This is a genomic window from Amycolatopsis sp. NPDC058278, from assembly GCF_042881395.1.
Classification (GTDB): Bacteria; Actinomycetota; Actinomycetes; order Mycobacteriales; family Pseudonocardiaceae; genus Amycolatopsis.
In genome coordinates, this window is record NZ_JBHVXZ010000010.1 from 116,620 (window position 1) to 135,730 (window position 19,111).

A 19,111-nucleotide genomic window follows, 5' to 3' on the forward strand; every position below is an offset into this window, starting at 1 on the left:
GCGATCGAGCTGCATACTCCCGTAACCTCCAGTTAATCGATTAACGCCCGAGGCAGGAAGGAGACCGCCGCGATGGCTCGAGTGCGGATGTCCGACGTCGCTGCCCGGGCGGGGGTGTCCACGGCGACCGTGTCGATGGTGCTCAGCGGGCGGGACGCGGCGCGCGTTTCGCCGCAGACCCAGCGGCGGGTGCGTGAGGCGGCCGAGGAGGTCGGCTACGAGCTGAACTCGGTGGCGCGGAGCCTGCGGACGCAGCAGACCCGCATGGTCGGCCTGATCTCGGACACGATCGCCAGCACGCCGTTCGCCGGGCGGATGCTGGCCGGGGCCAACGACGTGGCCCGTGAGCAGGGAAATCTCGTCGTCCTGGTCGACACCGAAGGGGACGCCGACGCCGAGCGGCAGGCGCTCAACGCGCTGAGCGGCCAGCAGGTCGACGCCATGATCTACGCGAGCATGTGGCACCGCGTGGTCGAGGTGCCGGACGGCCTGCCCGGGGACGCCGTTCTGCTCGACTGCGCTGCGGCCGCGGGAGGCCGGGCCGCGGTCGTCCCGGACGAACGGGCGGGCGGGATGGCCGCGGTGCGGGAACTGGTGGCCGCCGGGCACCGCCGGATCGCCTTCCTGGACGCCGAGGAGCGGTTCGAGCTCGTCGCGTCACCCCTGCGGTACGAGGGGTACCGGCAGGTGCTGGCAGAGGCCGGGATCGAGCCGGATCCCGCCCTGCACGCCCGTGCCGAGCCGGTGGCCGGCGGCGGGCGGGACGCGGCCCGGCGGCTGCTGGACCTGCCGGCCGGGCGACGGCCCACCGCGATGTTCTGCTTCAACGACCGCATGGCGATGGGCGCCTACGCGGCCGCGCACCACCGGGGTCTTTCGGTGCCCGATGACCTGTCGATCGTCGGCTACGACGACCAGCAGCTGGTCGCGGCCGAGCTCGATCCGCCGTTGACGACGATCGCGCTGCCGCACTACGAAATGGGCCGCTGGGCGATGGAGGTCGCGCTCGGGCTGCGTCCGGCGGACCCGGCGGCCCCGTACCTGATGCCGTGCCCGGTCATCCGCCGGGCTTCGGTGGGCCCGCCGCCTGCCGCGTTCGGCGGCTGACGGCGGACCGCACTTCTCACTGCATTCCACATGGCAGTTGGCGCTGCCATCCGGCACGGAGGCGACGGCCGGTCGCGCTCCGCAACAGAGAAAGAGATTCCACGGTGAAACGCAAATCTCTCACCATCATGGTAGCGGCAGGCCTGACCGCGGTGCTCGCGCTGGGCGGCTGTGCCCGCGCGAGCCAGGATTCCTCGTCCTCCGGCGGACCCGGGGAAATCACCATGTGGACGCACTCGGCGGGCAACCCCGGCGAGCTGGCGGTCTACCGGCGGATCATCGCCGACTTCAACGCGTCCCAGACCCAGTACAAGATCGTCCAGCAGAACTTCCCGCAGGGTTCCTACAACGACGCGATCACCGCGGCCGCCGCGTCGCGGAAGCTGCCCTGCCTGCTGGACATGGACGGCCCGGTGATGCCGAACTGGGCCTGGGCCGGCTACCTGCAGCCGCTGGGACTGCCGGACGACCTGATCGGGACCCTGCTGCCCACGACCGTCGGCCGGTACAAGGACACCGTCTATTCGGCGGGCTACTGGGACGCCGCGTTGTCGGTCTTCGCGCGGAAGTCGGTGCTGGACAAGAACCAGATCCGGATCCCGACCGTCGAGAAGCCGTGGACGCTCGACGAGTTCGACGCCGCCGTCGCCAAGCTGAAGGCGAGCGGCTACGCCACGCCGCTGGACCTGGGCGCCGCCGACAAGGGCGAGTGGTGGTCGTACGCGTACTCGCCGATGCTGCAGAGCACCGGCGGCGACCTGATCGACCGGGCCACCATGAAATCCGCCGACGGCGTCCTGAACGGCCCGGACGCGGTGAAGTTCTTCACCTGGTTCCAGCAGGCGTTCAAGAGCGGCTGGGCGGACAACGCGGGCCCGGTCGGCAACCAGCGCTTCATCGACAACAAGGTCGCGCTCAGCTACACCGGCGTGTGGAACGCCAAGGATGCGCTCGAAAGCGTGGGCAACGACCTGCTGATCCTGCCGCCGGTGGACTTCGGCAAGGGCCCGAAGATCGGTGGCGGTTCGTGGCAGTGGGGCATTTCCGCCGGCTGCAAGAACACCGAAGGCGCCCGCGCGTACCTGAAGTTCAGCTTCCAGGACAAGTACCTGACCGCCTTCGCCGACAGCCAGGTGGTCATCCCGAGCACCACGGCGGCCGCGGCCGCGTCGAAGTACTTCGGCGACACCGCTCCGCTGCACCCGTTCGCCGTGCTGTCGCAGAAGTTCGCCCTCGCCCGCCCGGCCACCCCCGGCTACCCGGTGATCTCCTCGACCTTCGAGAAGGCGGCGAAGGACATCATGAGCGGTGCCGACGTGAAGCCGGCGCTCGACACCGCCGTGCAGGCGATCGACACCGACATCAAGTCCCAGAACGGCTACGGCTTCTAGCTCGTCGCTCCCCGCCCGGCGCCGGCGCCGGGCGGGCCGAGAGGGAAGGCTCCTCCCATGACGGCGACCATCTCGTCGGACACCCGCGCCGCGAGCGCGGCACCCCACCCCGGCACCGGGCGAAAAACCCGCCACGAACTCCGTTCCCAGCGCCGCGCGGGCTGGGCCATGGCCGCCCCGGCCGTGGTGTTGCTGCTGGCGTTCCTGATCGTCCCGGTGATCCTCGGGTTCGTCCTGTCGTTCACCAACGCCCGGCTCGTCTCGCCCGAACCGACCACCTTCACCGGTCTCGACAACTTCGTCCGCGCCTTCACCGCGGATCCGACGTTCCTCCGCTCGCTGGTCAACACGTTCTGTTTCGCCGCCGTGGTGGTGCCGGTGCAGGCCGGGTTCGGGCTGCTGCTGGCCATCCTGGTGAACCGGAAGATCCGCGGCGCGGTGGCGTTCCGGGTCGTCTTCTTCATCCCGGTCGTGACCTCGATCGTCGTGGTGTCGATCCTGTGGAAGTTCATGTACCAGCCGGACGGGCTGATCAACTCCTTCATCGACTCCATCACCTTCGGCGCCTGGCAGGGCACCGCGTGGCTGAACGACCCGAGCACCGCGCTGACCGCGATCATCGTGCTGTCGATCTGGCAGGCGGTCGGCTTCCACATGCTGATCTGGCTGTCCGGCCTGCAGACCATCCCGCAGGAGCTGTACGAAGCGGCCCGGATCGACGGTGCGGGCACCTGGCAGCAGTTCCGCAACGTGACCTGGCCGTGCCTGCGCCCGACCCGGGTGTTCGTGCTGATCACCATCACCATCGCCGCGCTCGGGCTGTTCGTGCAGATCGACGTGATGACCCAGGGCGGCCCGGTGGACGCCACCTCGACGCTGGTCTACCACGCCGTCCGGATGGGCTACCACCAGCAGCAGATCGGCTACGGCTCGGCCCTGTCGCTCGTGTTCTTCGTGCTGGTGCTCGTCGTCGCGCTGGTCCAGCGCTTCCTGACCCGGGACAAGGACTGAACCATGGCCATCCACAAAGGACATACCGACGAGCGGGTGCTGCGCCGCCGCCGGCGCGTCTGGACCTACCTGGTCCTCGTCGGACTCGCGGTCTTCTTCCTGTTCCCGCTGGTGTTCATGTTCGTCTCCAGCCTGAAACCCGACGGCCGGATCCTGTCCGACGTCGGCGGTTGGCGGGCGTTCCTGCCGCTGGGCGACATCAGTTTCGACAACTACTCCGCCGTGTTCGACCGGGTGCCGGTCGGGCGGTTCCTGCTCAACTCGGTCCTCGTCACGGTGGTGATCGTGGCCGCCGGACTGGTGGTGAACTCGATGGCCGGGTTCGCGATCTCCCGGCTGCGCTGGACCGGCCGCGGGGTGGTGCTGAGCGTCATCATCGCCACGCTGATCGTGCCGTTCGAGACCATCGCGGTGCCGATGGTCTACTGGGTCTCGCAGCTGCCGACCCTGCTGTTCCAGAACGGCCGGATCGTGTACGACTTCGGGTGGCTGGACACCTACCAGGTGCAGATCATCCCGTTCATCGCCAACGGCTTCTCGATCTTCCTCTTCACCCAGTACTTCTCGACCATCCCGACCGCACTCGACGAGGCGGCGCGGATCGACGGCGCCGGCTGGTTCACCATCTACCGCAGGATCGCGGTGCCGCTGTCGGGGCCGGCGTTCGCCACCGTCGCGATCCTGACGTTCCTGCCGGCCTGGAACCAGTACCTGTGGCCGAGCATGGTCGTCCAGGACGAGAAGCTGCGGCCGGTCATGGTCGGCATGCAGTACTTCTTCCAGGACAACACCGCCTGGGGCGAGGTCATGGCCTACACGTCGATGATCACCCTGCCGGTCCTCGTGGTGTTCCTCGCCTTCCAGCGCGCGTTCGTCAGCAGCGTCGCGGCCAGCGGCGTCAAGGAATGACACCCTCCCCGGCTTCTCGAAAGGCTCGCATGTTTTCGCTGCCCGACTCCTGGGTCTGGGACTTCTGGTTCGCCGACGACGGCGACCGCTACCACCTGTTCTTCCTCTACGCCTCCCGCGCCCTGCACGACCCCGAAGCCCGCCACTACCGCGCCTCGATCGGCCACGCCGTCTCGGCCGATCTGGTGCACTGGACCCGGATCGAGGACGCACTGGTCCGCGCGGACGCCCCGGCGTTCGACGACCTGGCGACCTGGACCGGTTCGGTGGTGCGGCACCCGGACGGCACGTGGTTCCTCTTCTACACCGGCGCCACCCGCGCCCCCGGCGGCAAGAACGTCCAGCGGATCGGTTACGCCACTTCGCCGGACCTCGTGACGTGGCAACGGGCTCCGGAGAACCCGGTCCTCGCCGCGGATCCCCGCTGGTACGAGACGCTGGACGCCGCCTGGCACGACGAGGCGTTCCGCGACCCGTGGGTGTTCGCCGACCCGGACGGCGACGGCTGGCACATGCTCATCACCGCGCGTGCCGGTACCGGCGAGCCGTTCGAACGCGGCGTGGTCGGCCACGCCGTCTCCGCGGACCTGCGGCACTGGCAGCTGCGCCCGCCGCTGACGGCGCCCGGGCCGCGCGGGTTCGGGCAGCTGGAGGTGCTGCAGGCCGAGGTGGTGGACGGCCGGGCGGTCCTGCTGTTCTCCTGCCTGGCCGAACACGCCTCGCCCGACCGCCGGGCCACCGGCACGACCGGCGGGATCTGGGCCGCCCCGGCCGGCGGCCCGCTCGGGCCGTTCGACATCGCGGCCGCCGAACCCGTCACCGACGACCGGTTCTACAGCGGCCGCCTGATCCGCCGCCGGTCCGACGGCCGGTGGGTGCTGCTCGCGTTCCACCACCGCGGCGAACACGGCTTCGTCGGCGCCATCGGCGATCCCATGCCGGTGGCGTGGGACGGCAAACGGCTCAGTGTGCTCGATTCCTGAATTCCTGGAGGTCCCATGCGCTCAACGACGAGCGGCCTTCGCCTGCTGTCCGCCGCCGCCCTCGTGGCGGCGACGGCGGCTGTGGGCCTGACCGGCGCACCCCCCGCTTCGGCGGCGGCCACTTACCGCGCGCAGTACCACTTCACGGTGCCCGACCACTGGAAGAACGACCCCCAGCGGCCGGTGTACGTCAACGGCGAGTTCAACTACTACTACCTCTACAACGCCGACTACCCGAGTGAGGTCGGCACGGCCTGGCGGCTGGCGACGACGACCGACGGCGTCGCCTTCGCCGACCAGGGCATCGCCGCACCGAAGAAGACCAACGCGAACCACGACCTGTGGTCGGGTTCCGCGGTCGTCGACACCGCGAACACGGCCGGTTTCGGTGCCGGCGCGGTGGTCCAGCTGGTGACGCAGATGGACCACCCGACCCCGGCGCAGATCGCGAACGGCTCCGGGCCGCAGGCGCAGTTCCTGTGGTACTCGATCGACGGCGGCCGGACGTTCCGGCCCTACGGCGACACGCCGGTGATCCCGAACGGCGGCCGCCGCGACTTCCGGGACCCGAAGGTGATCCGGGACGCCGCCCGCGGCCGGTGGGTCGCGGCGATCACCGAAGGCGACCGGATCGGGTTCTTCACCTCACCGGACCTCAAAGCGTGGACGTGGCAGTCGGACTTCGTGGGCACCACGGGCACGCTCGAGTGCCCGGACCTGTACCCGATCCGCGCCGACGACGGCACCACGCACTGGGTATTGGGTGTGAGCGCCGGTGGGACACCGGGCACCTACGCGTATTGGATCGGATCCTTCGACGGGAACGGCTTCACGGCCGACGCGGCCACGCCGCAGTGGCTCGACCACGGCTTCGACTGGTACGCCGGTGTCACCTGGGAAGACCCCGCCGCGCCGGCGGACCGGCGGTTCGGCATGGCCTGGATGAACAACTGGGCCTACCCGGACACCACACCCACGTGGGCCTCCGACGGCTTCAACGGCACCGACTCCATCGTCCGCCGGATCACGCTCAAGCACTACGCGGACGGCTACGCCCTGGCCTCGCAGCCGACCCCGGCGTTGGCTTCCCACGCGAGCTCGGTGATGAACCTCGGCACCATCCGGGTCGACGACGGCCTGGTGCCGCTGGCTTACCACGGCACGGCCTACCAGCTCGACACCGACGTCAGCTGGACCCGGCTGGAGAACATCGGCCTGCAGCTGCGGGCCTCGGCCGACGGGACCCGGCACGCGGACACCGGGATCTACCACGACTACAGCTACCTGAACCGGCGCCAGACCGGTTCGCCCGACACGTCCGGGGTGCGAGGGGAGAGCCACGCGCCGTGGAACCCGGCGAAGACCAGCGCGCACCTGCGGATCCTGGTCGACCGGACCACCATCGAGGTGTTCGTCGACGACGGCCGGTACGTGCACTCCAGCGAGGTGTTCGCCGACCCCGCCGACACCGGCATCAACCTCTACGCCACCGGCGGCAGCGCCACCTTCGCCAACACGACGATCACCGAATTCCCCGACCTGTCTCAGCGCCCGGCGCACGTCGTCTCCGGGTTCGAAGGCAGCTCCTACGACCCCGGCTGGACGACCACCGGCAGCTTCGCCGGCACCGGCCCGTCGGCCGGGTACCTGCCCGGCATGGTCGGCAACGCGGTCCTGGACACCTTCGCCGGTGGCGGCGACCCGGCCACCGGCACGATCACCTCACCGCCGTTCACCCTCGACCGCAACCACCTGCGGTTCCTGATCGCCGGCGGCCACCACCCACCCGGCTCGGCCGGCCGGACCTCGATCGACCTCGTCGTCAACGGCCAGGTCGTCCGTACCGCGACCGGGGACGACACGGGAGTGCTGAAGCCGGTCGACTGGGACATCGGTGACCTCGCGGGGCAGAGCGCCCAGGTTCAGGTGGCCGACCAGGCGACCGGCGCGTGGGGACACCTCATGGTCGACCAGCTGCTGCTGAGCGACTGAGCGGATCGCCGCCGTGGCGTGGCTTCAACGGGCGGCCCGGGTGAGGTGTTCCCGGAGGTAACGGCCGGTGATGTTGCCGGCGGTGCCGGCGATCTCGTCGGGCGGGCCGGCCGCGACGATCTCACCCCCGGCGGCGCCTCCGCCGGGGCCCATGTCGATGACGTGGTCGGCGTTGGCGATCATGTCGAGGTCGTGTTCGATGACGACGACGGTCGCGCCGTTGCCGGTCAGGCGCTCCAGGACCGCGAGCAGGGTCCGCACGTCCAGCGGGTGCAGGCCGACACTGGGCTCGTCGAAGACGAAGAGGGCGCCGGACTGGTCGCGGTGGAGTTCGGAGGCGAGCTTGAGCCGTTGCGCTTCGCCACCCGAGAGGGCGGGGGTGGCTTCGCCGAGCGTCAGGTAGCCGAGGCCGAGGTCGGCGAGTGCCTGCAGGCGCGTGCGGACGCGGCGGAGGTCGCCGATCCGGTCCACGGCTTGCGCGACGGTCAGCGCGAGCACTTCGGGCAGGGTGAGGGCGTCGCCGGTGGCGCCGTCCGGCGGGGTGCGCCGGACCGCGCCGGCTTCCGGCGCGTACCGGGAGCCGTCGCACTCGGGGCAGACGATGTCGACGTCGGGGAGGAACTGGACGTCGAGGGAGACCTGTCCGGTGCCTTCGCAGCGCGGGCACTTGAGGGAGCCGGTGTTGTACGAGAAGTCGCCGGCCGTGAGGCCGAGTTCGCGCGCCTCGGGAGTCTGGGCGTAGGCGCGGCGAAGGTCGTCGAGGACGCCGCTGTAGGTCGCCACGGTCGAGCGCACGTTGACGCCGATCGGGGTGGCGTCGACGACGTTCACGCGGGTGAGGCCGGCCGCGTCCAGTGCGCGGACGTGGGACGGCAGCGCGTTCCCGGTCGTGTGCGCCACGAGGGCCGGGACCAGGCTGTCGAGCACGAGCGTGGTCTTGCCCGACCCGGACACCCCGGTGACGGCGGTGAGCCGCCCGGCCGGCAGTTCGAGGTCGAGGGCGTGCACGGTGTGGCGGGGGCCGGTCGAGAGCCGCACGGTCCCGAGGGCGAAGACCTGGTCGTGGGCGGCCCGGTCCCGGATCACGACCGGTTCTCGGCCGTCGAGGAAGCCGCCCAGGAGCGAGGCCGGGTCCTTGCCGATCGCCGCGACGTCGCCGGTGGTGACGACCCGGCCGCCGTCGGCTCCCGAGCCGGGGCCGATTTCGATCACCCAGTCCGCTTCGCGCACGACCTGGATGTCGTGGTCGACGACCACGACGGAGTTGCCGTCGGCCAGCAGGTCCCGGACGACGCCGAGCAGTCCGACCACGTTCGACGGGTGCAACCCGACGGACGGCTCGTCCAGGACGTACAGCACGCCGGTGGTGCGGTTGCGGACGGCGCGCGCGAGCTGGATGCGCTGCCGCTCGCCGGTGGACAGGGTCGAGCTCGCCCGGTCGAGACCGAGGTAGCCGAGACCCAGTTCGACCAGGCGCCGGGCGTTCTCCAGGAGCTCGGCGACGATGGTGTCCGCCATCTGCGTCATGGCCGCGGGCAAGGTGGGGACGACGCCCGGGGCCCAGGCGAGGACCTCGTCCAGGGTCATCGCCGTGGCTTCGGCGAGGTTGACGCCGTCGACCAGGGTGGCGCGGACTTCCTCGCTGAGCCGGGTGCCGTCACAGGTGGGGCACACCTGGACGCTGAGGAACTTGTTTATGCGGCCCAGGCCCCGTTCGCTGGTGGCGTTGTCCAGCGCTTCCAGCACGGCTTGCCGGGCGTTGCGGTAGGTGAAGTTCAGCTCGAACAGCTTCCCGTTCTTCGACGGCACGCTGATGTGCCGCTTCTCCTCCGGGCCGTGCAGCACGATGTCCCGCTCGCGGTCGGTGAGTTCGGCGTACGGCACGTCCGTGCGGACGCCGAACTCGGCGACCACCTGCGGCATCACGGTCAACCCGAACATCGACCACGGGGCCACGGCGCCGTCGCTGATCGACCGGGCCGGGTCGGGGACCAAAGTGGCCTCGTCGACCTCCCGCACCACGCCCGTGCCGGTGCAGTGCGGGCACGCTCCGTCGGAGTTGAACGCCATCGACTCCGCGCCCGGGGGAGCGAACTCCACCCCGCATTCGGGGCACGTCAGAGTCAGGCCGAGCGCCACGTCGATGGTCGGAGCCTGGTAGTGCCCGTTCGGGCACCGGTGCGATCCCAGCCGGGAGAACATCAGGCGCAGCACGTTCAGCAGTTCCGTCGAAGTGCCGAACGTCGACCTGACCCCGGGAACGCCGGGCCGCTGCCGCAAGGCCAGCGCGGCCGGGACGTGCTCGACACTGTCCACGGTCGCCCGGGCGGTCTGGGACAGCCGCCGTCGGGTGTAGGTCGAGAGTGCTTCCACGTACCGCCGCGACCCCTCCGCGTACAGGACCCCGAGCGCGAGCGACGACTTCCCCGAGCCCGACACACCCACGATGGCGACCATCTGCCGCAAAGGCACCGATACGTCGACGTCCTTGAGGTTGTGCACCCGTGCGCCGCGCACCTCGATGGCCATCGGATCGGTGCGTGGCCTGGCACCGGGGTTCACGGCGTCGCCGGGCACGGGCTCTCCTCGGGCAAAAGTCAGTTCTGCGGAATTAGCTTCCATGGAATGCGTATGGTTCGCAGCGTAACACAGCCGCGCGTCCCCGGACCTTCGCCGAAGACGCGGGGGCCGAGTTCAGGAGCGCCCGGCGCGGCGCAGTGTGGTGAGGGTCTGGCGGAGCTGCTCGAGGGATCGTTCGGGGAGCACGTCGCCCAGCCGGACCTGCAGTTCGTCTTCGAAGATCACGGTGGCTTTGCCCAGCAGGCGCCGCCCTTTCGCGGTCAGCTCGATGACCGAGGATCGCCGGTCGGTGGGGTTCGGGCGCCGCCGGCACAGGCCGGCCGCCTCGAGCCGGTCGACGACCTTGCTGGTGCCGCCGACCGTGATGGAGAACTCCGCCGCGATGTCCTGCACGCGCGCCTCCGGAAGCCGGGCGAGCAGCCGCATGACTTCGAACCAGGTGAGCTGGAGGTCGCATTCGGACCGCAGCCGCGCGTCGATCGCGTCCCACAGCTCGATCTGGAACTTGACCAGCTCGTGGAACACCAGCTTCAAGTCGACCATGCTTCGCTTCCGCCGAAGTATCTTCCGTGGAGTCGTGATGGTAGTTCGGCCGGGCGCCGGCGTCAGCCGCGGGCGTCGTGGCTCTCGCGGGCCGCGAGCACGTTCCCCACGTGCCGGCCGGCCGCCCGGCCGTGCCGTTGCTCCGAGCCCGGGTTGCCGTCGGGGTGCTGGTTGATCCAGGCCAGGCCGCCGAGGTCGAGGCGGTGCCGGGCCCGCGTGACAGCCACGTAGGCGAGCCGGGCTTCGCCGGGCTCGATCTTGCCCGGGATCGGCTCGCCGTTGAGGTCGGTGTTCTCCGGGTCGACGGGCTCCGGGAAGTCGTCGGCGATGCGGACGCTCGACCATTCACGGCCTTTCGCGGCGTGGGCGGTCGAGACCACGACGTCGGCGTGGGTTTCGGCGGCCAGCCGGGAGAGGGTGTGCAGCACGACGTCCGCGCCGTGTTCGTCGATGACCTCCACGAACGACAGCAGGTCGCGACCGTCCGGGTCCCATTCCGCGTAGTCCTGGACTTCGCCCCAGGTGGCGAACAGCAGCAGCTCGGGGTGGACGGTCCGGCGGCCGGCCTGCAGGTCGCGCGCGGCCTCGGCCAGACCCTGGAGAACGGCGGCGCGGCCGGCGAGCGCGACCCGGCGGCCCTTGCCGAGCAGGGTGAGGATCTCGGCCATCGCGCCGCCGTTGGTGCGGCACAGGATGGCGTCCGGCTGCTCGACGGTGCCCACCCTGCTGGCCACCACGGGAGAGCAGGTGAGGCGGATCGGCGCACCGGCGATGGCCAGCCACCGGTTCGCCTCGGCGGCCACGCCCTCCCCGAACCGGAACGAGTGGGACAACGCCAGCCGGCGACCCGTGAAGCCGGTCATGACGTCGCGCGCGCCACGCCAGCCGTAGATGGCCTGCGCGGAGTCGCCGACCATGACCAGCTGGGCGTGCTCGCCCTGGGCGAGGAACACCTGCTCGACGACCGGGTTGGTGTCCTGGGCCTCGTCGAGCAGGAAGAAGTCGCCGTGGAGTCGCGGCCGGGTCAGGGCCCACATCTTCAGGTAGTGGTCGTGCTTGAACGGCACCCGCCCGCGCTCGGGGTTCTGCAGGTCCGCCCACATCCGCTGGGCGTAGGGCAGCACGAGCTCCGTGAGCTGGTCGTGCAGGTGCTCCTCGCCGATGCCCTTCAGCCAGGGCACGTGCTGCCGGGCGAGGGTCTCGTCAGCGGAGTAGCAGTAGAGGATCACCGTGCGCTGGGCGGCGTAGCACAGCGCGGCGCGGGTCAGCTTCCGCTCGCCGATCGTCGCTTCCATGGTGATACCCAGCGACTGCGCCAGTTTCGCGGTGGCCATCCGCGGGTGGTTGAGCCGCTCGTGGTAGCGGTGCCCGATCGCTTTGAACGCGAGGCTGTGCGCGGTCGAGCACGCCACGTTGGGGCCGAACAGGCGGCGGGCCTCGGTCGCGATGGCCTTGTTGAACGCCAGGTACCGGCCGCGGCGGCGGGTGCTCGCGCCCAGCATCGTCAGGGTGCTCGTCTTCCCGGTGCCCGCGCCGGCCTGCAGCACCAGGTGCCAGCCGGCGCGGAAGGCGTCGACCGCGGCCCGTTGTTCGGACGTCGGCGGGCGCGCGGGCATCGGGTCTCCTCCCGGGGGAAGCGGCAGGCGGCTGATCGAACGATTACACGCCGATCCAGCGGGTTCGTACCGCCATTCCGGCCGTACGTGTGTTCGCGCTGCTTCCCACGGTGGATACCCGGCCCCGGTCGCCCAGTTGCGCCGGGACGAAAAAACCGCCCTGCCCGGACCCCGAGGATCCCGGTGGGCGGTGGTCGTTCACCGCACTTGTTCGGGAATCGTGTCCATGGTGTTCAGTAGCTGCACGGCGAGGGTCCGGCAGGCGGTGTCCGACAATTTCGTGTTCTCTTTCAGGACGTCTCGCACCAGTTTGACACGCAGGTCGTACCGGGAGGCAAAGGCGGTTTCCGTGGTCATGCTGTTTCCTTCTCAGATTGGTCATTCCCGCCGACGCAAACGCATCCGCGGTTGAACCCACCCGCCACGGTCGCCGTGCAGAAACGGCGTGCGATCGGATCATGGGTGTGCTGCGCGTGCCGGCAGGCCGCGCACGCCGCCGCGGCCGTGCCGCCGGTCTCGGTGGCGCCGCTCGGTGTCAGGACGGCGGAAGCCGACGCCCGCTCCGGTGTCATCGGCGGGTGCGGCGTCCGGACGGGTCGTGTGCCCAGGTGCCCGCCGCACCGGGGCCCTGGCGCCGGCCGGGTGCTGTCCCGCCGTCGGCCGGCGGTTCCGGGGTGTACACCGGCTGGCGGAACAGGCTCCCGTACCGGTCGTCCTGGACGGCGGTGAGCGCGCCGGGCCGGGGTTGCTCGGCGACGGGGTGGCTGAACAGCGATGTGTCGAGGGTGGGAGTACTGATCGGGAGTCCTTTCGTGGGTGCCGCCGGTGGGCGGCGCGGTTCAGGAGGTCAGTGGTGCGCCGCTGGTGGCCTTCACGTGCTCGGCGGCGGTCAGCAGGTGCGCGCTGTCGTGGGTGTCGTCCGGGTCCGCGGCGGTCGTGAGGGCCCGCTGGGCGGCGTCGGGGCCGGTTTCCGGGGGAACGACCAGCAGGGTCGTCCGGTGCCGGTTCCAGCCGATCACCGTCAAGCTGCCGGCGGCCTGCGACCGGAAACCCTCGAGCCGGACGCCGCTGCCGTCGAAGGTGACGCGGCGGGGCGGGTCCGGCCAGTCGCCGAGGTGGTAGGTGACCCGGTCGATGCGGCCCAGCCGGGCGGCCACCGCTGCGAGCAGCGCGGGCAGTTCGGCGGCCAGCCCGCGGGACCGGGGCCACCACCCGCCGTCGACGTGTCCGGTGGCGGGGGCCGCCGGTTTCAGCCGTAGCCGGGGCTCGGTGACCGATTGAGTGGCAAGGGTGGTGCTCGGGCCCGACGGCATGTCGGTGCTCCCGTCTCCGGCTGTGGACGATCGGCCGGACTTGGGGCCGAGGACGGCGCAGGTTCGATCACTCGCACACGAAATGCTCTCGGTCAACACCCAGCGTACACGGCCGGTGTTCACCTCCCGCGCCACGTCCGGCCGCGGTCGCCTACTCCACGAGGTGCGGGTATTCCGCCACGCGGTGCTGGAAGGCCAGGACGGCGGGGTTCCGGACGACGCCGTCGCGGATCTCGATGGCCCGGCGGACGGTTTCGTCACCGTCCCACGCGGACGGTCCGCCGAGTACCGTCTCCAGGAACGGGAGCAGGGCCTCGCTGATCTCCCACGTGGCCGAGTTCCACAGGTAGGAGGGGCTGTGGTCGACGGCGTAGTACGTGATGCCGTCACCGACCACGAACGCCGGGTCGGCGAACGTGGTCGGGCGAGCCCAGCTGAAGCCCATGCCTTCGTCGCAGGAGACGTCGACGATGAGGCTGCCGGGCGCGAACGCGGCGAGGTCCTCCTCCAGCAGGAACGTCAACGGCGCGGCGGTGTCCTGCAGGACGCAGTTGACGACGACGTCGTGCTCGGCGAGAAATCCCGCCAGGGGCACCCGGCCGCGGTCGGTCAGTGCGTGGCTGCGGCGGGGGTCGCCGGGGTTGTTCACGTCGTGCTCGAACTGCACCATCGTCGCGGAGTGGATCGGCGAGCCGACCGCCGGGACGTCGCGGCCGGTGAGCACGTCCACGTCGTGCACGCCGTGCGCGTTGAGCGCGGTCACCGCGCCCCGGGCCGTCGCCCCGAAGCCGATCACCGCCGCCCGCAGCCGCCGGCCGTAGTCGCCGGTCGAGCCGATCACCTGCAGGGCGTGCAGCACCGAGGAGTAGCCGGCCAGTTCGTTGTTCTTGTGGAAGACGTGCAGGCCGAACGAGCCGTCGCGGTGCCAGTGGTTCATCGCTTCGAAGGCGATCAGGGTCAACCGGCTGTCGATGGCCGTCTGCGTGAGCTCGCGGTCCTGGACGCAGTGCGGCCAGCCCCACAGCACCTGACCCGGCCGCAGGTCCGCGACGTCCCTCGGAAGCGGCTTGGCCAGCAGGATGATGTCGCACTCGGCGATGAGCTGTTCCCGCGTGCGCAGCCCGGCGACGAGGCCGGCCAGCTGTGCGTCGGGGACGCCGAAGTCTTCGCCGTAGCCGTGTTCGAGGTGGATGCGGGCACGCAGGCCGGCGTCGATTCGTTCGACGTGGCGTGGGTGGATCGGCAGCCGGCGTTCGCCCGCTTTTCGCGGATGCGCGATGACGCCGAGGGTGAGCTGGTGCACGGGGGCCCCTTTGCTAGACCCCAGTCTAAACACACGGTGAACACGCGGCTCCGCCCACGGGGGTCGGCCGTCCGCCGCTCGGCGGCGTGCAGACTTCCGGGGCACGCTGGAGCCGGTCACGTCCTGGCCGGGACGGGCACCGGGCGACGGAAAGGCGGACGCTCATGACAGCCGATCGGCCGGTGGGCCGCGAATCCCCCGACGAGGTGCTGTCCGCGGTGCCCTACGGGCTCCGGCTCGCGGCCGCCGTCGGCTGGCGCGCGCTGATCGTCGCGGGCGCCCTGACGGTCGCGGGCTTCGTGGCCGTCAAGCTGGCCTCGGTGCTGGTCCCGGTCGCGGTGGCCCTGCTGCTGGCGGGCCTGTTCTCCCCGGCCGTTTCCTGGCTGGCGGCCAGGAAGGTCCCCCGCGGACTGGCGGCCGCGATCGTGCTGGTCGTCGGAATCGCGCTGGCCGGCGGCGTGGTGACGTTCGTGGTCATCAGCGTCACCGTCGGCATGCCCGGGCTGATCGACCAGGTCACCGCGAGCCTGACCGACCTGCACGCCTGGCTGCGCACCGGGCCGCTGCACCTGAGCCAGCGCCAGCTCGACGACATGCTCGGCAACCTGACCGCCATGCTCGGCCGGAACAAGTCCGCGATCGCCTCGGGCGCCCTCACCACGGCGGTGACCGTGGGCGAACTGCTCGCCGAGTCCCTGCTCGTCGTGTTCTGCCTGATCTTCTTCCTCGCCCAGGGCCGCGTGATCTGGGTGTTCGTGCTGCGGGTCGTGCCGGCACCCCTGCGCGACCGCGTCGACGTGGCCGGGCGCAGCGGGTTCACCACCTTGGCGCACTACATCCGGGGCACCGCCGCCGTCGCGTTCGTCGACGCCGCCGGCATCGGCCTCGGGCTGGTGATCGTCGGGGTCCCGCTGGCGGCGCCGCTGAGCGCGCTGGTCTTCCTCGGCGCGTTCGTCCCGGTGATCGGCTCGGTGCTCGCGGGCGCGATCGCCGTCCTCGTGGCCCTGGTGGCCAACGGCGTGTGGGCGGCCGTCATCGTGCTCGCCGTCGTCGTCGGCGTCATGCAGGTCGAAAGCCACGTCCTGCAGCCACTGCTGCTCGGGCGCGCCGTCCGGCTGCACCCTCTGGCCGTGGTCCTCGCCCTCGCGGTCGGGCTGGTCGCGGCCGGCATCGTGGGCGCCCTGCTGGCCGTGCCCCTGCTCGCCGTCTTCAGCTCGGGCGTGCGGAGCCTGACGACCTCGCCGGAGACCGGGGGAAAGGTTCCTTCGGCCCTCGGGCCGGGGACGAGTGACCCTGGGCAGACCGTCACCTGAGCGGACACGATGGCAGGCATGCAGATCCAGATCAGCACGGACCGGACCGTGCCCGGCGGTGAAGAGCTGATCCGGCACTTCGAGGGGGAGCTGGCCGCCAAGTTGGCGCGGTTCAGCGACCACATCACGCGCCTGGAAGTCCACTTCAGCGAAGAGTCCGCCGCCGAGAGCGGATTGGATCGCCGCTGCGTGCTCGAGGCCCGGCCGGCCGGACGGCGGACGGTGGCCGTCAGCCACCACGCGGGTTCGGTCGCCGAGGCGTGCCGGGGTGCCGTGCACAAACTGGAGAACGTGCTCGAAGGCGTGTACGGGCGGATGGACCACCACAAGGGCGGGGACTCCATCCGGCACCAGGCCGGGCGTGCCGGATCATGACCGTCCACCGTGGACGGGGTGCCTCGGGCGAGCCGATCGTGCCGCCCGTCGTCATCGACTTCCCGCGCCCGCGCCCGCGCCGGTTGCCGGTCCACCGGTACCAGGATCTGGCGATCACCGTGGAGGGGTTCGGTGGGACGCTGGTCGTCGCCGTGGACGGTGACGTCGACCTCTGCACGGCGCCGATGCTCCACGACGTCCTGGAAGCGGGCCTGAGCCGGACGCCGCGGCGGATCGTCGTGGACCTGTCCCTCGTCCGGTTCCTGAACGCCGCCGGGCTGGCGGTGCTGCTCGACGCCCACCGCCGGGCCACACCGGGCACCGATGTGCGGCTGGTCGCCACGACGCGCGCGACCTGGCGGCCGCTGCGGCTCACCCGCGTGGACGAACGCCTGGTCGTCCACACCTCGCTGGCGGCGGCCATCGCGGCACCGCGGTGGTCGGCGGCGGACACCGGCTGACCGCCGGGGAGCTTTTCCGGAGTGGACGGTTCCGGGCCGCCCCGCGTGCCACGCGGTCAGCCGCCCGCGGCCGGAGGCGAATCCGGTTCGGAGGCGTCGCGGAGGTAGGGGCTCAGCCGCTCGGCCAGCGATCTGCGGGTCGCGGCGGCCACCGGCCCGGGACGCTCCCGGCCGGGGTGGCGCCCGGCGGCGGTGTCGGCGACGAACCGGGCGACCGCGGCCGGGGCCGGCACGAGGTTGTCCCCGCCTTGGTAGGCGAGGACCACCGGGGCTTCGGCGGGCTCGGTCTCCACCGCGAGCCACCAGCCGCGCCGTTCGCTCCACACCAGCATGACGTCGTGGTCGGGCCGGTCGAGCCACCGCCGGGGCAGCCCGAGGTAGGCCGTGGCCGTGTCGCTGATCTCGACCGTGGTGCTCTCGTCCGGGACGCCGACCGCGGCCGCGACCGCGCGCACGTACTCGCCGAGGCTGCGCTCGAGGTTTCGGGTTTCGGGCTCGCGATGCTCCATACCGGCCACGCTAAAGGGCCGCCGGCCGCCGTGCCGGGCGGGCACGGCACGCCGGCCGATGCACCAAGGGGCCCACCGCCTCCTCCGGGCGTTTAGGCCGCCGCCGGCGGGCTACCCGAAGGTCGATCGCCCCGGACCCTGGCGAACTCCCACGTCACGGAAAGAGCAATCGAATTGACTCACACGCTGGATCGTCCGCCGACCCGGCCACCGAAGGCTGCGGAGCCGATGCTCGCAGGGGAGAAGTCCCGCACCGAAACCTTCCTGGTCAAGCTGTTCGCGGTGGTGCCGTTGCTGGCGCTGGCCGCGGCGGTGCCGTTCGCGTGGGGCTGGGGCCTCGGGTGGGCCGACGTCGCCCTGACCGCCGGGTTCTACCTCCTGACCGGGCTCGGGGTGACGATCGGGTTCCACCGCTACTTCACCCACGGGGCGTTCAAAGCCCATCGCGGCCTGCGGATCGCCCTCGCGGTCGCGGGCAGCATGGCGATGCAGGGCCCGGTGATCGGCTGGGTCGCCGACCACCGGCGTCACCACGCCTACGCCGACCGCGACGGTGACCCGCACTCGCCCTGGCGCTACGGCACCTCCGCCGCCGCGCTCGCCAAGGGCTTCTGGCACGCCCACCTGGGCTGGCTGTTCGACCGGGAGAAGACCAACGCGCGGCGGTTCGCGCCCGACCTGCTCGCCGACCGCGACATCGTCCGGATCGACCGCTGGTTCCCCGCGCTGACCGTGCTCACCCTGCTCGCCCCGGCGCTGATCGGCGGGTTGGTGACGCTGTCCTGGTGGGGTGCGCTGACCGCGTTCTTCTGGGCGAGCCTGGTGCGGGTGGCGGTGCTGCACCACGTCACCTGGTCGGTGAACTCCCTGTGCCACATGATCGGCGAACGGCCCTACGCCGCCCGCGACAAGTCGGCGAACTTCTGGCCGCTGGCCATCGCCTCGATGGGCGAGTCCTGGCACAACTCCCACCACGCCGACCCCACCTGCGCCCGCCACGGCGTCCGCCGCGGCCAGCTCGACATGTCCGCCCGGCTGATCCGGCTGTTCGAGAAGCTCGGCTGGGCCACCGACGTCCGCTGGCCCCGGCCCGAACACCTGGCCCGCAAGCTCAACCCCGGCTACGCCCCCGCGCCCCGCGGGTTCGGCAAGCCGGTGCGCTGATCGCTCACCGACACACCACCGCCCTGCCGGCCGCCGCGGACCCGGGCAGCACGGCAAGACCCGCCGCCACGGCGCCGGCGAGTAGGGTGGGAGCCCGCAGCCGCGACAGCGGAGCTGATCCGGACCTGGTGGTGTCCGAGTTGGTGTGGCGACCACGAACGCCGACTCGGGAGGAAGCCGTTGCCGAAACGCGGTGAGCTTGGCGCAGGCGGAGCTGCAGTTTTCCCTCGGTGAAGGGCCGTGCTTCGAGGCGTACACGCTCGGTGGCCCGGTGCTGGTGCCGGATCTGGCGGCGGAACCGCCCTCGGGGTGGCCGGTGTTCGCGGCCGAGGCCGCGGCGCACCTGAGCCCCGGCGAGCTGTCATGGAAAGCGCGGGGATGCGGTACCGGGAGGTGCACCAGGCCGCCGGGATGCTGATCGCGCACGTGGACCTGCCCGCCTCCGCCGTCCTGGCCGGGCGGTTGTGGTTGGACGAGGCATTCGGTGGGGATTCACCATGAAAGCAGTCGACGAACCAGGAGATGGTGGGCATGGCCGACC

Annotated in this window: 19 protein-coding genes; 11 read left to right on the forward strand and 8 right to left on the reverse strand. The window is 71.3% G+C overall.

Annotation, left to right across the window (positions count from 1 at the left end; all coding sequences use genetic code 11):
• Window positions 1-72 precede the first annotated feature (72 nt).
• From ACFVYA_RS07635 to ACFVYA_RS07660, 6 genes are all read left to right on the forward strand, one after another.
• Complete coding sequence (locus ACFVYA_RS07635) at window positions 73-1,107, forward strand: LacI family DNA-binding transcriptional regulator (protein WP_387043451.1); 1,035 nt, start codon at window positions 73-75, stop codon at window positions 1,105-1,107.
• 104 nt (window positions 1,108-1,211) lie between these two features.
• Entirely contained in the window at window positions 1,212-2,498 is a 1,287-nt protein-coding gene (locus ACFVYA_RS07640; RefSeq protein WP_387043453.1) for an extracellular solute-binding protein, read from the forward strand.
• 57 nt (window positions 2,499-2,555) lie between these two features.
• A complete protein-coding gene (locus tag ACFVYA_RS07645; protein ID WP_387043455.1) occupies window positions 2,556-3,509 on the forward strand; it encodes a carbohydrate ABC transporter permease in 954 nt (317 codons plus the stop codon).
• 3 nt (window positions 3,510-3,512) lie between these two features.
• Window positions 3,513-4,418 carry a carbohydrate ABC transporter permease gene (locus tag ACFVYA_RS07650; RefSeq protein ID WP_387043457.1) on the forward strand — a complete coding sequence of 302 codons (906 nt, stop codon included), beginning with the start codon at window positions 3,513-3,515 and terminating at the stop codon, window positions 4,416-4,418.
• Window positions 4,419-4,447: 29 nt separating this feature from the next.
• Window positions 4,448-5,401: a glycosyl hydrolase family 32 gene (locus ACFVYA_RS07655; RefSeq protein WP_387043459.1), complete on the forward strand. Its 954-nt coding sequence runs from the start codon at window positions 4,448-4,450 to the stop codon at window positions 5,399-5,401.
• 15 nt (window positions 5,402-5,416) lie between these two features.
• Window positions 5,417-7,393, forward strand: a complete 1,977-nt coding sequence (locus ACFVYA_RS07660; RefSeq protein ID WP_387043461.1) for a glycoside hydrolase family 32 protein — start codon at window positions 5,417-5,419, stop codon at window positions 7,391-7,393.
• Between the two features lie 24 nt (window positions 7,394-7,417).
• Here the strand turns inward: ACFVYA_RS07660 and ACFVYA_RS07665 are convergent, their stop codons facing one another.
• From ACFVYA_RS07665 to ACFVYA_RS07695, 7 genes are all read right to left on the reverse strand, one after another.
• Window positions 7,418-9,970 carry an excinuclease ABC subunit UvrA gene (locus tag ACFVYA_RS07665; RefSeq protein ID WP_387043463.1) on the reverse strand — a complete coding sequence of 851 codons (2,553 nt, stop codon included), beginning with the start codon at window positions 9,968-9,970 and terminating at the stop codon, window positions 7,418-7,420.
• 117 nt (window positions 9,971-10,087) lie between these two features.
• Window positions 10,088-10,516: a MarR family winged helix-turn-helix transcriptional regulator gene (locus ACFVYA_RS07670; protein ID WP_387043465.1), complete on the reverse strand. Its 429-nt coding sequence runs from the start codon at window positions 10,514-10,516 to the stop codon at window positions 10,088-10,090.
• Window positions 10,517-10,578: 62 nt separating this feature from the next.
• Window positions 10,579-12,132 (reverse strand): UvrD-helicase domain-containing protein, encoded by a 1,554-nt coding sequence (locus tag ACFVYA_RS07675; protein ID WP_387043467.1) that lies wholly within the window; start codon window positions 12,130-12,132, stop codon window positions 10,579-10,581.
• A gap of 198 nt (window positions 12,133-12,330) precedes the next feature.
• Window positions 12,331-12,489, reverse strand: a complete 159-nt coding sequence (locus ACFVYA_RS07680) for a DUF6307 family protein (RefSeq protein WP_285992534.1) — start codon at window positions 12,487-12,489, stop codon at window positions 12,331-12,333.
• On the reverse strand, window positions 12,486-12,704 hold the full coding sequence (locus tag ACFVYA_RS07685) for an RGCVC family protein (protein WP_387043469.1): 219 nt from the start codon (window positions 12,702-12,704) through the stop codon (window positions 12,486-12,488). Before ACFVYA_RS07685 ends, ACFVYA_RS07680 begins: the two co-directional genes overlap by 4 nt.
• A gap of 267 nt (window positions 12,705-12,971) precedes the next feature.
• Complete coding sequence (locus tag ACFVYA_RS07690; RefSeq protein WP_387043471.1) at window positions 12,972-13,445, reverse strand: DUF5994 family protein; 474 nt, start codon at window positions 13,443-13,445, stop codon at window positions 12,972-12,974.
• A gap of 151 nt (window positions 13,446-13,596) precedes the next feature.
• The gene (locus ACFVYA_RS07695) at window positions 13,597-14,748 is read right to left on the reverse strand and encodes a N(5)-(carboxyethyl)ornithine synthase (protein ID WP_387043473.1); all 1,152 of its coding nucleotides are present in this window, start codon (window positions 14,746-14,748) and stop codon (window positions 13,597-13,599) included.
• Between the two features lie 164 nt (window positions 14,749-14,912).
• On the opposite strand from ACFVYA_RS07695, the gene ACFVYA_RS07700 reads away from it, so the two are divergent.
• The 3 genes from ACFVYA_RS07700 to ACFVYA_RS07710 are packed head-to-tail and all read left to right on the forward strand — an operon-like array spanning window position 14,913 to window position 16,897.
• Window positions 14,913-16,061 carry an AI-2E family transporter gene (locus ACFVYA_RS07700; protein ID WP_387043475.1) on the forward strand — a complete coding sequence of 383 codons (1,149 nt, stop codon included), beginning with the start codon at window positions 14,913-14,915 and terminating at the stop codon, window positions 16,059-16,061.
• An 18-nt stretch (window positions 16,062-16,079) separates the two neighbouring features.
• Window positions 16,080-16,436 carry an HPF/RaiA family ribosome-associated protein gene (locus ACFVYA_RS07705; protein WP_387043477.1) on the forward strand — a complete coding sequence of 119 codons (357 nt, stop codon included), beginning with the start codon at window positions 16,080-16,082 and terminating at the stop codon, window positions 16,434-16,436.
• Window positions 16,433-16,897: an STAS domain-containing protein gene (locus ACFVYA_RS07710; protein WP_387043479.1), complete on the forward strand. Its 465-nt coding sequence runs from the start codon at window positions 16,433-16,435 to the stop codon at window positions 16,895-16,897. The genes ACFVYA_RS07705 and ACFVYA_RS07710 overlap by 4 nt, the downstream gene beginning before the upstream one ends.
• Window positions 16,898-16,953: 56 nt before the next feature.
• Here ACFVYA_RS07710 and ACFVYA_RS07715 read toward each other — a convergent pair whose 3' ends face one another.
• Window positions 16,954-17,406: a DUF6292 family protein gene (locus ACFVYA_RS07715; protein WP_387043481.1), complete on the reverse strand. Its 453-nt coding sequence runs from the start codon at window positions 17,404-17,406 to the stop codon at window positions 16,954-16,956.
• 228 nt (window positions 17,407-17,634) lie between these two features.
• Between ACFVYA_RS07715 and ACFVYA_RS07720 the strand changes: the two genes are divergently transcribed.
• Window positions 17,635-18,570: an acyl-CoA desaturase gene (locus ACFVYA_RS07720; protein ID WP_387043483.1), complete on the forward strand. Its 936-nt coding sequence runs from the start codon at window positions 17,635-17,637 to the stop codon at window positions 18,568-18,570.
• A 363-nt stretch (window positions 18,571-18,933) separates the two neighbouring features.
• Window positions 18,934-19,071: a hypothetical protein gene (locus tag ACFVYA_RS07725; RefSeq protein ID WP_387043484.1), complete on the forward strand. Its 138-nt coding sequence runs from the start codon at window positions 18,934-18,936 to the stop codon at window positions 19,069-19,071.
• The last annotated feature ends 40 nt before the right edge of the window (window positions 19,072-19,111 follow it).

Coding starts and splice junctions, on each gene's coding strand:
- ACFVYA_RS07710 (WP_387043479.1), top strand. CDS start 16,433: ATGACCGTCCACCGTGGACGGGGTGCCTCGGGCGAGCCGATCGTGCCG.
- ACFVYA_RS07715 (WP_387043481.1), bottom strand. CDS start 17,406: ATGGAGCATCGCGAGCCCGAAACCCGAAACCTCGAGCGCAGCCTCGGC.
- ACFVYA_RS07635 (WP_387043451.1), top strand. CDS start 73: ATGGCTCGAGTGCGGATGTCCGACGTCGCTGCCCGGGCGGGGGTGTCC.
- ACFVYA_RS07645 (WP_387043455.1), top strand. CDS start 2,556: ATGACGGCGACCATCTCGTCGGACACCCGCGCCGCGAGCGCGGCACCC.
- ACFVYA_RS07680 (WP_285992534.1), bottom strand. CDS start 12,489: ATGACCACGGAAACCGCCTTTGCCTCCCGGTACGACCTGCGTGTCAAA.
- ACFVYA_RS07675 (WP_387043467.1), bottom strand. CDS start 12,132: ATGCCCGCGCGCCCGCCGACGTCCGAACAACGGGCCGCGGTCGACGCC.
- ACFVYA_RS07685 (WP_387043469.1), bottom strand. CDS start 12,704: ATGACACCGGAGCGGGCGTCGGCTTCCGCCGTCCTGACACCGAGCGGC.
- ACFVYA_RS07720 (WP_387043483.1), top strand. CDS start 17,635: ATGCTCGCAGGGGAGAAGTCCCGCACCGAAACCTTCCTGGTCAAGCTG.
- ACFVYA_RS07700 (WP_387043475.1), top strand. CDS start 14,913: ATGACAGCCGATCGGCCGGTGGGCCGCGAATCCCCCGACGAGGTGCTG.
- ACFVYA_RS07725 (WP_387043484.1), top strand. CDS start 18,934: ATGGAAAGCGCGGGGATGCGGTACCGGGAGGTGCACCAGGCCGCCGGG.
- ACFVYA_RS07660 (WP_387043461.1), top strand. CDS start 5,417: ATGCGCTCAACGACGAGCGGCCTTCGCCTGCTGTCCGCCGCCGCCCTC.
- ACFVYA_RS07650 (WP_387043457.1), top strand. CDS start 3,513: ATGGCCATCCACAAAGGACATACCGACGAGCGGGTGCTGCGCCGCCGC.
- ACFVYA_RS07705 (WP_387043477.1), top strand. CDS start 16,080: ATGCAGATCCAGATCAGCACGGACCGGACCGTGCCCGGCGGTGAAGAG.
- ACFVYA_RS07670 (WP_387043465.1), bottom strand. CDS start 10,516: ATGGTCGACTTGAAGCTGGTGTTCCACGAGCTGGTCAAGTTCCAGATC.
- ACFVYA_RS07690 (WP_387043471.1), bottom strand. CDS start 13,445: ATGCCGTCGGGCCCGAGCACCACCCTTGCCACTCAATCGGTCACCGAG.
- ACFVYA_RS07655 (WP_387043459.1), top strand. CDS start 4,448: ATGTTTTCGCTGCCCGACTCCTGGGTCTGGGACTTCTGGTTCGCCGAC.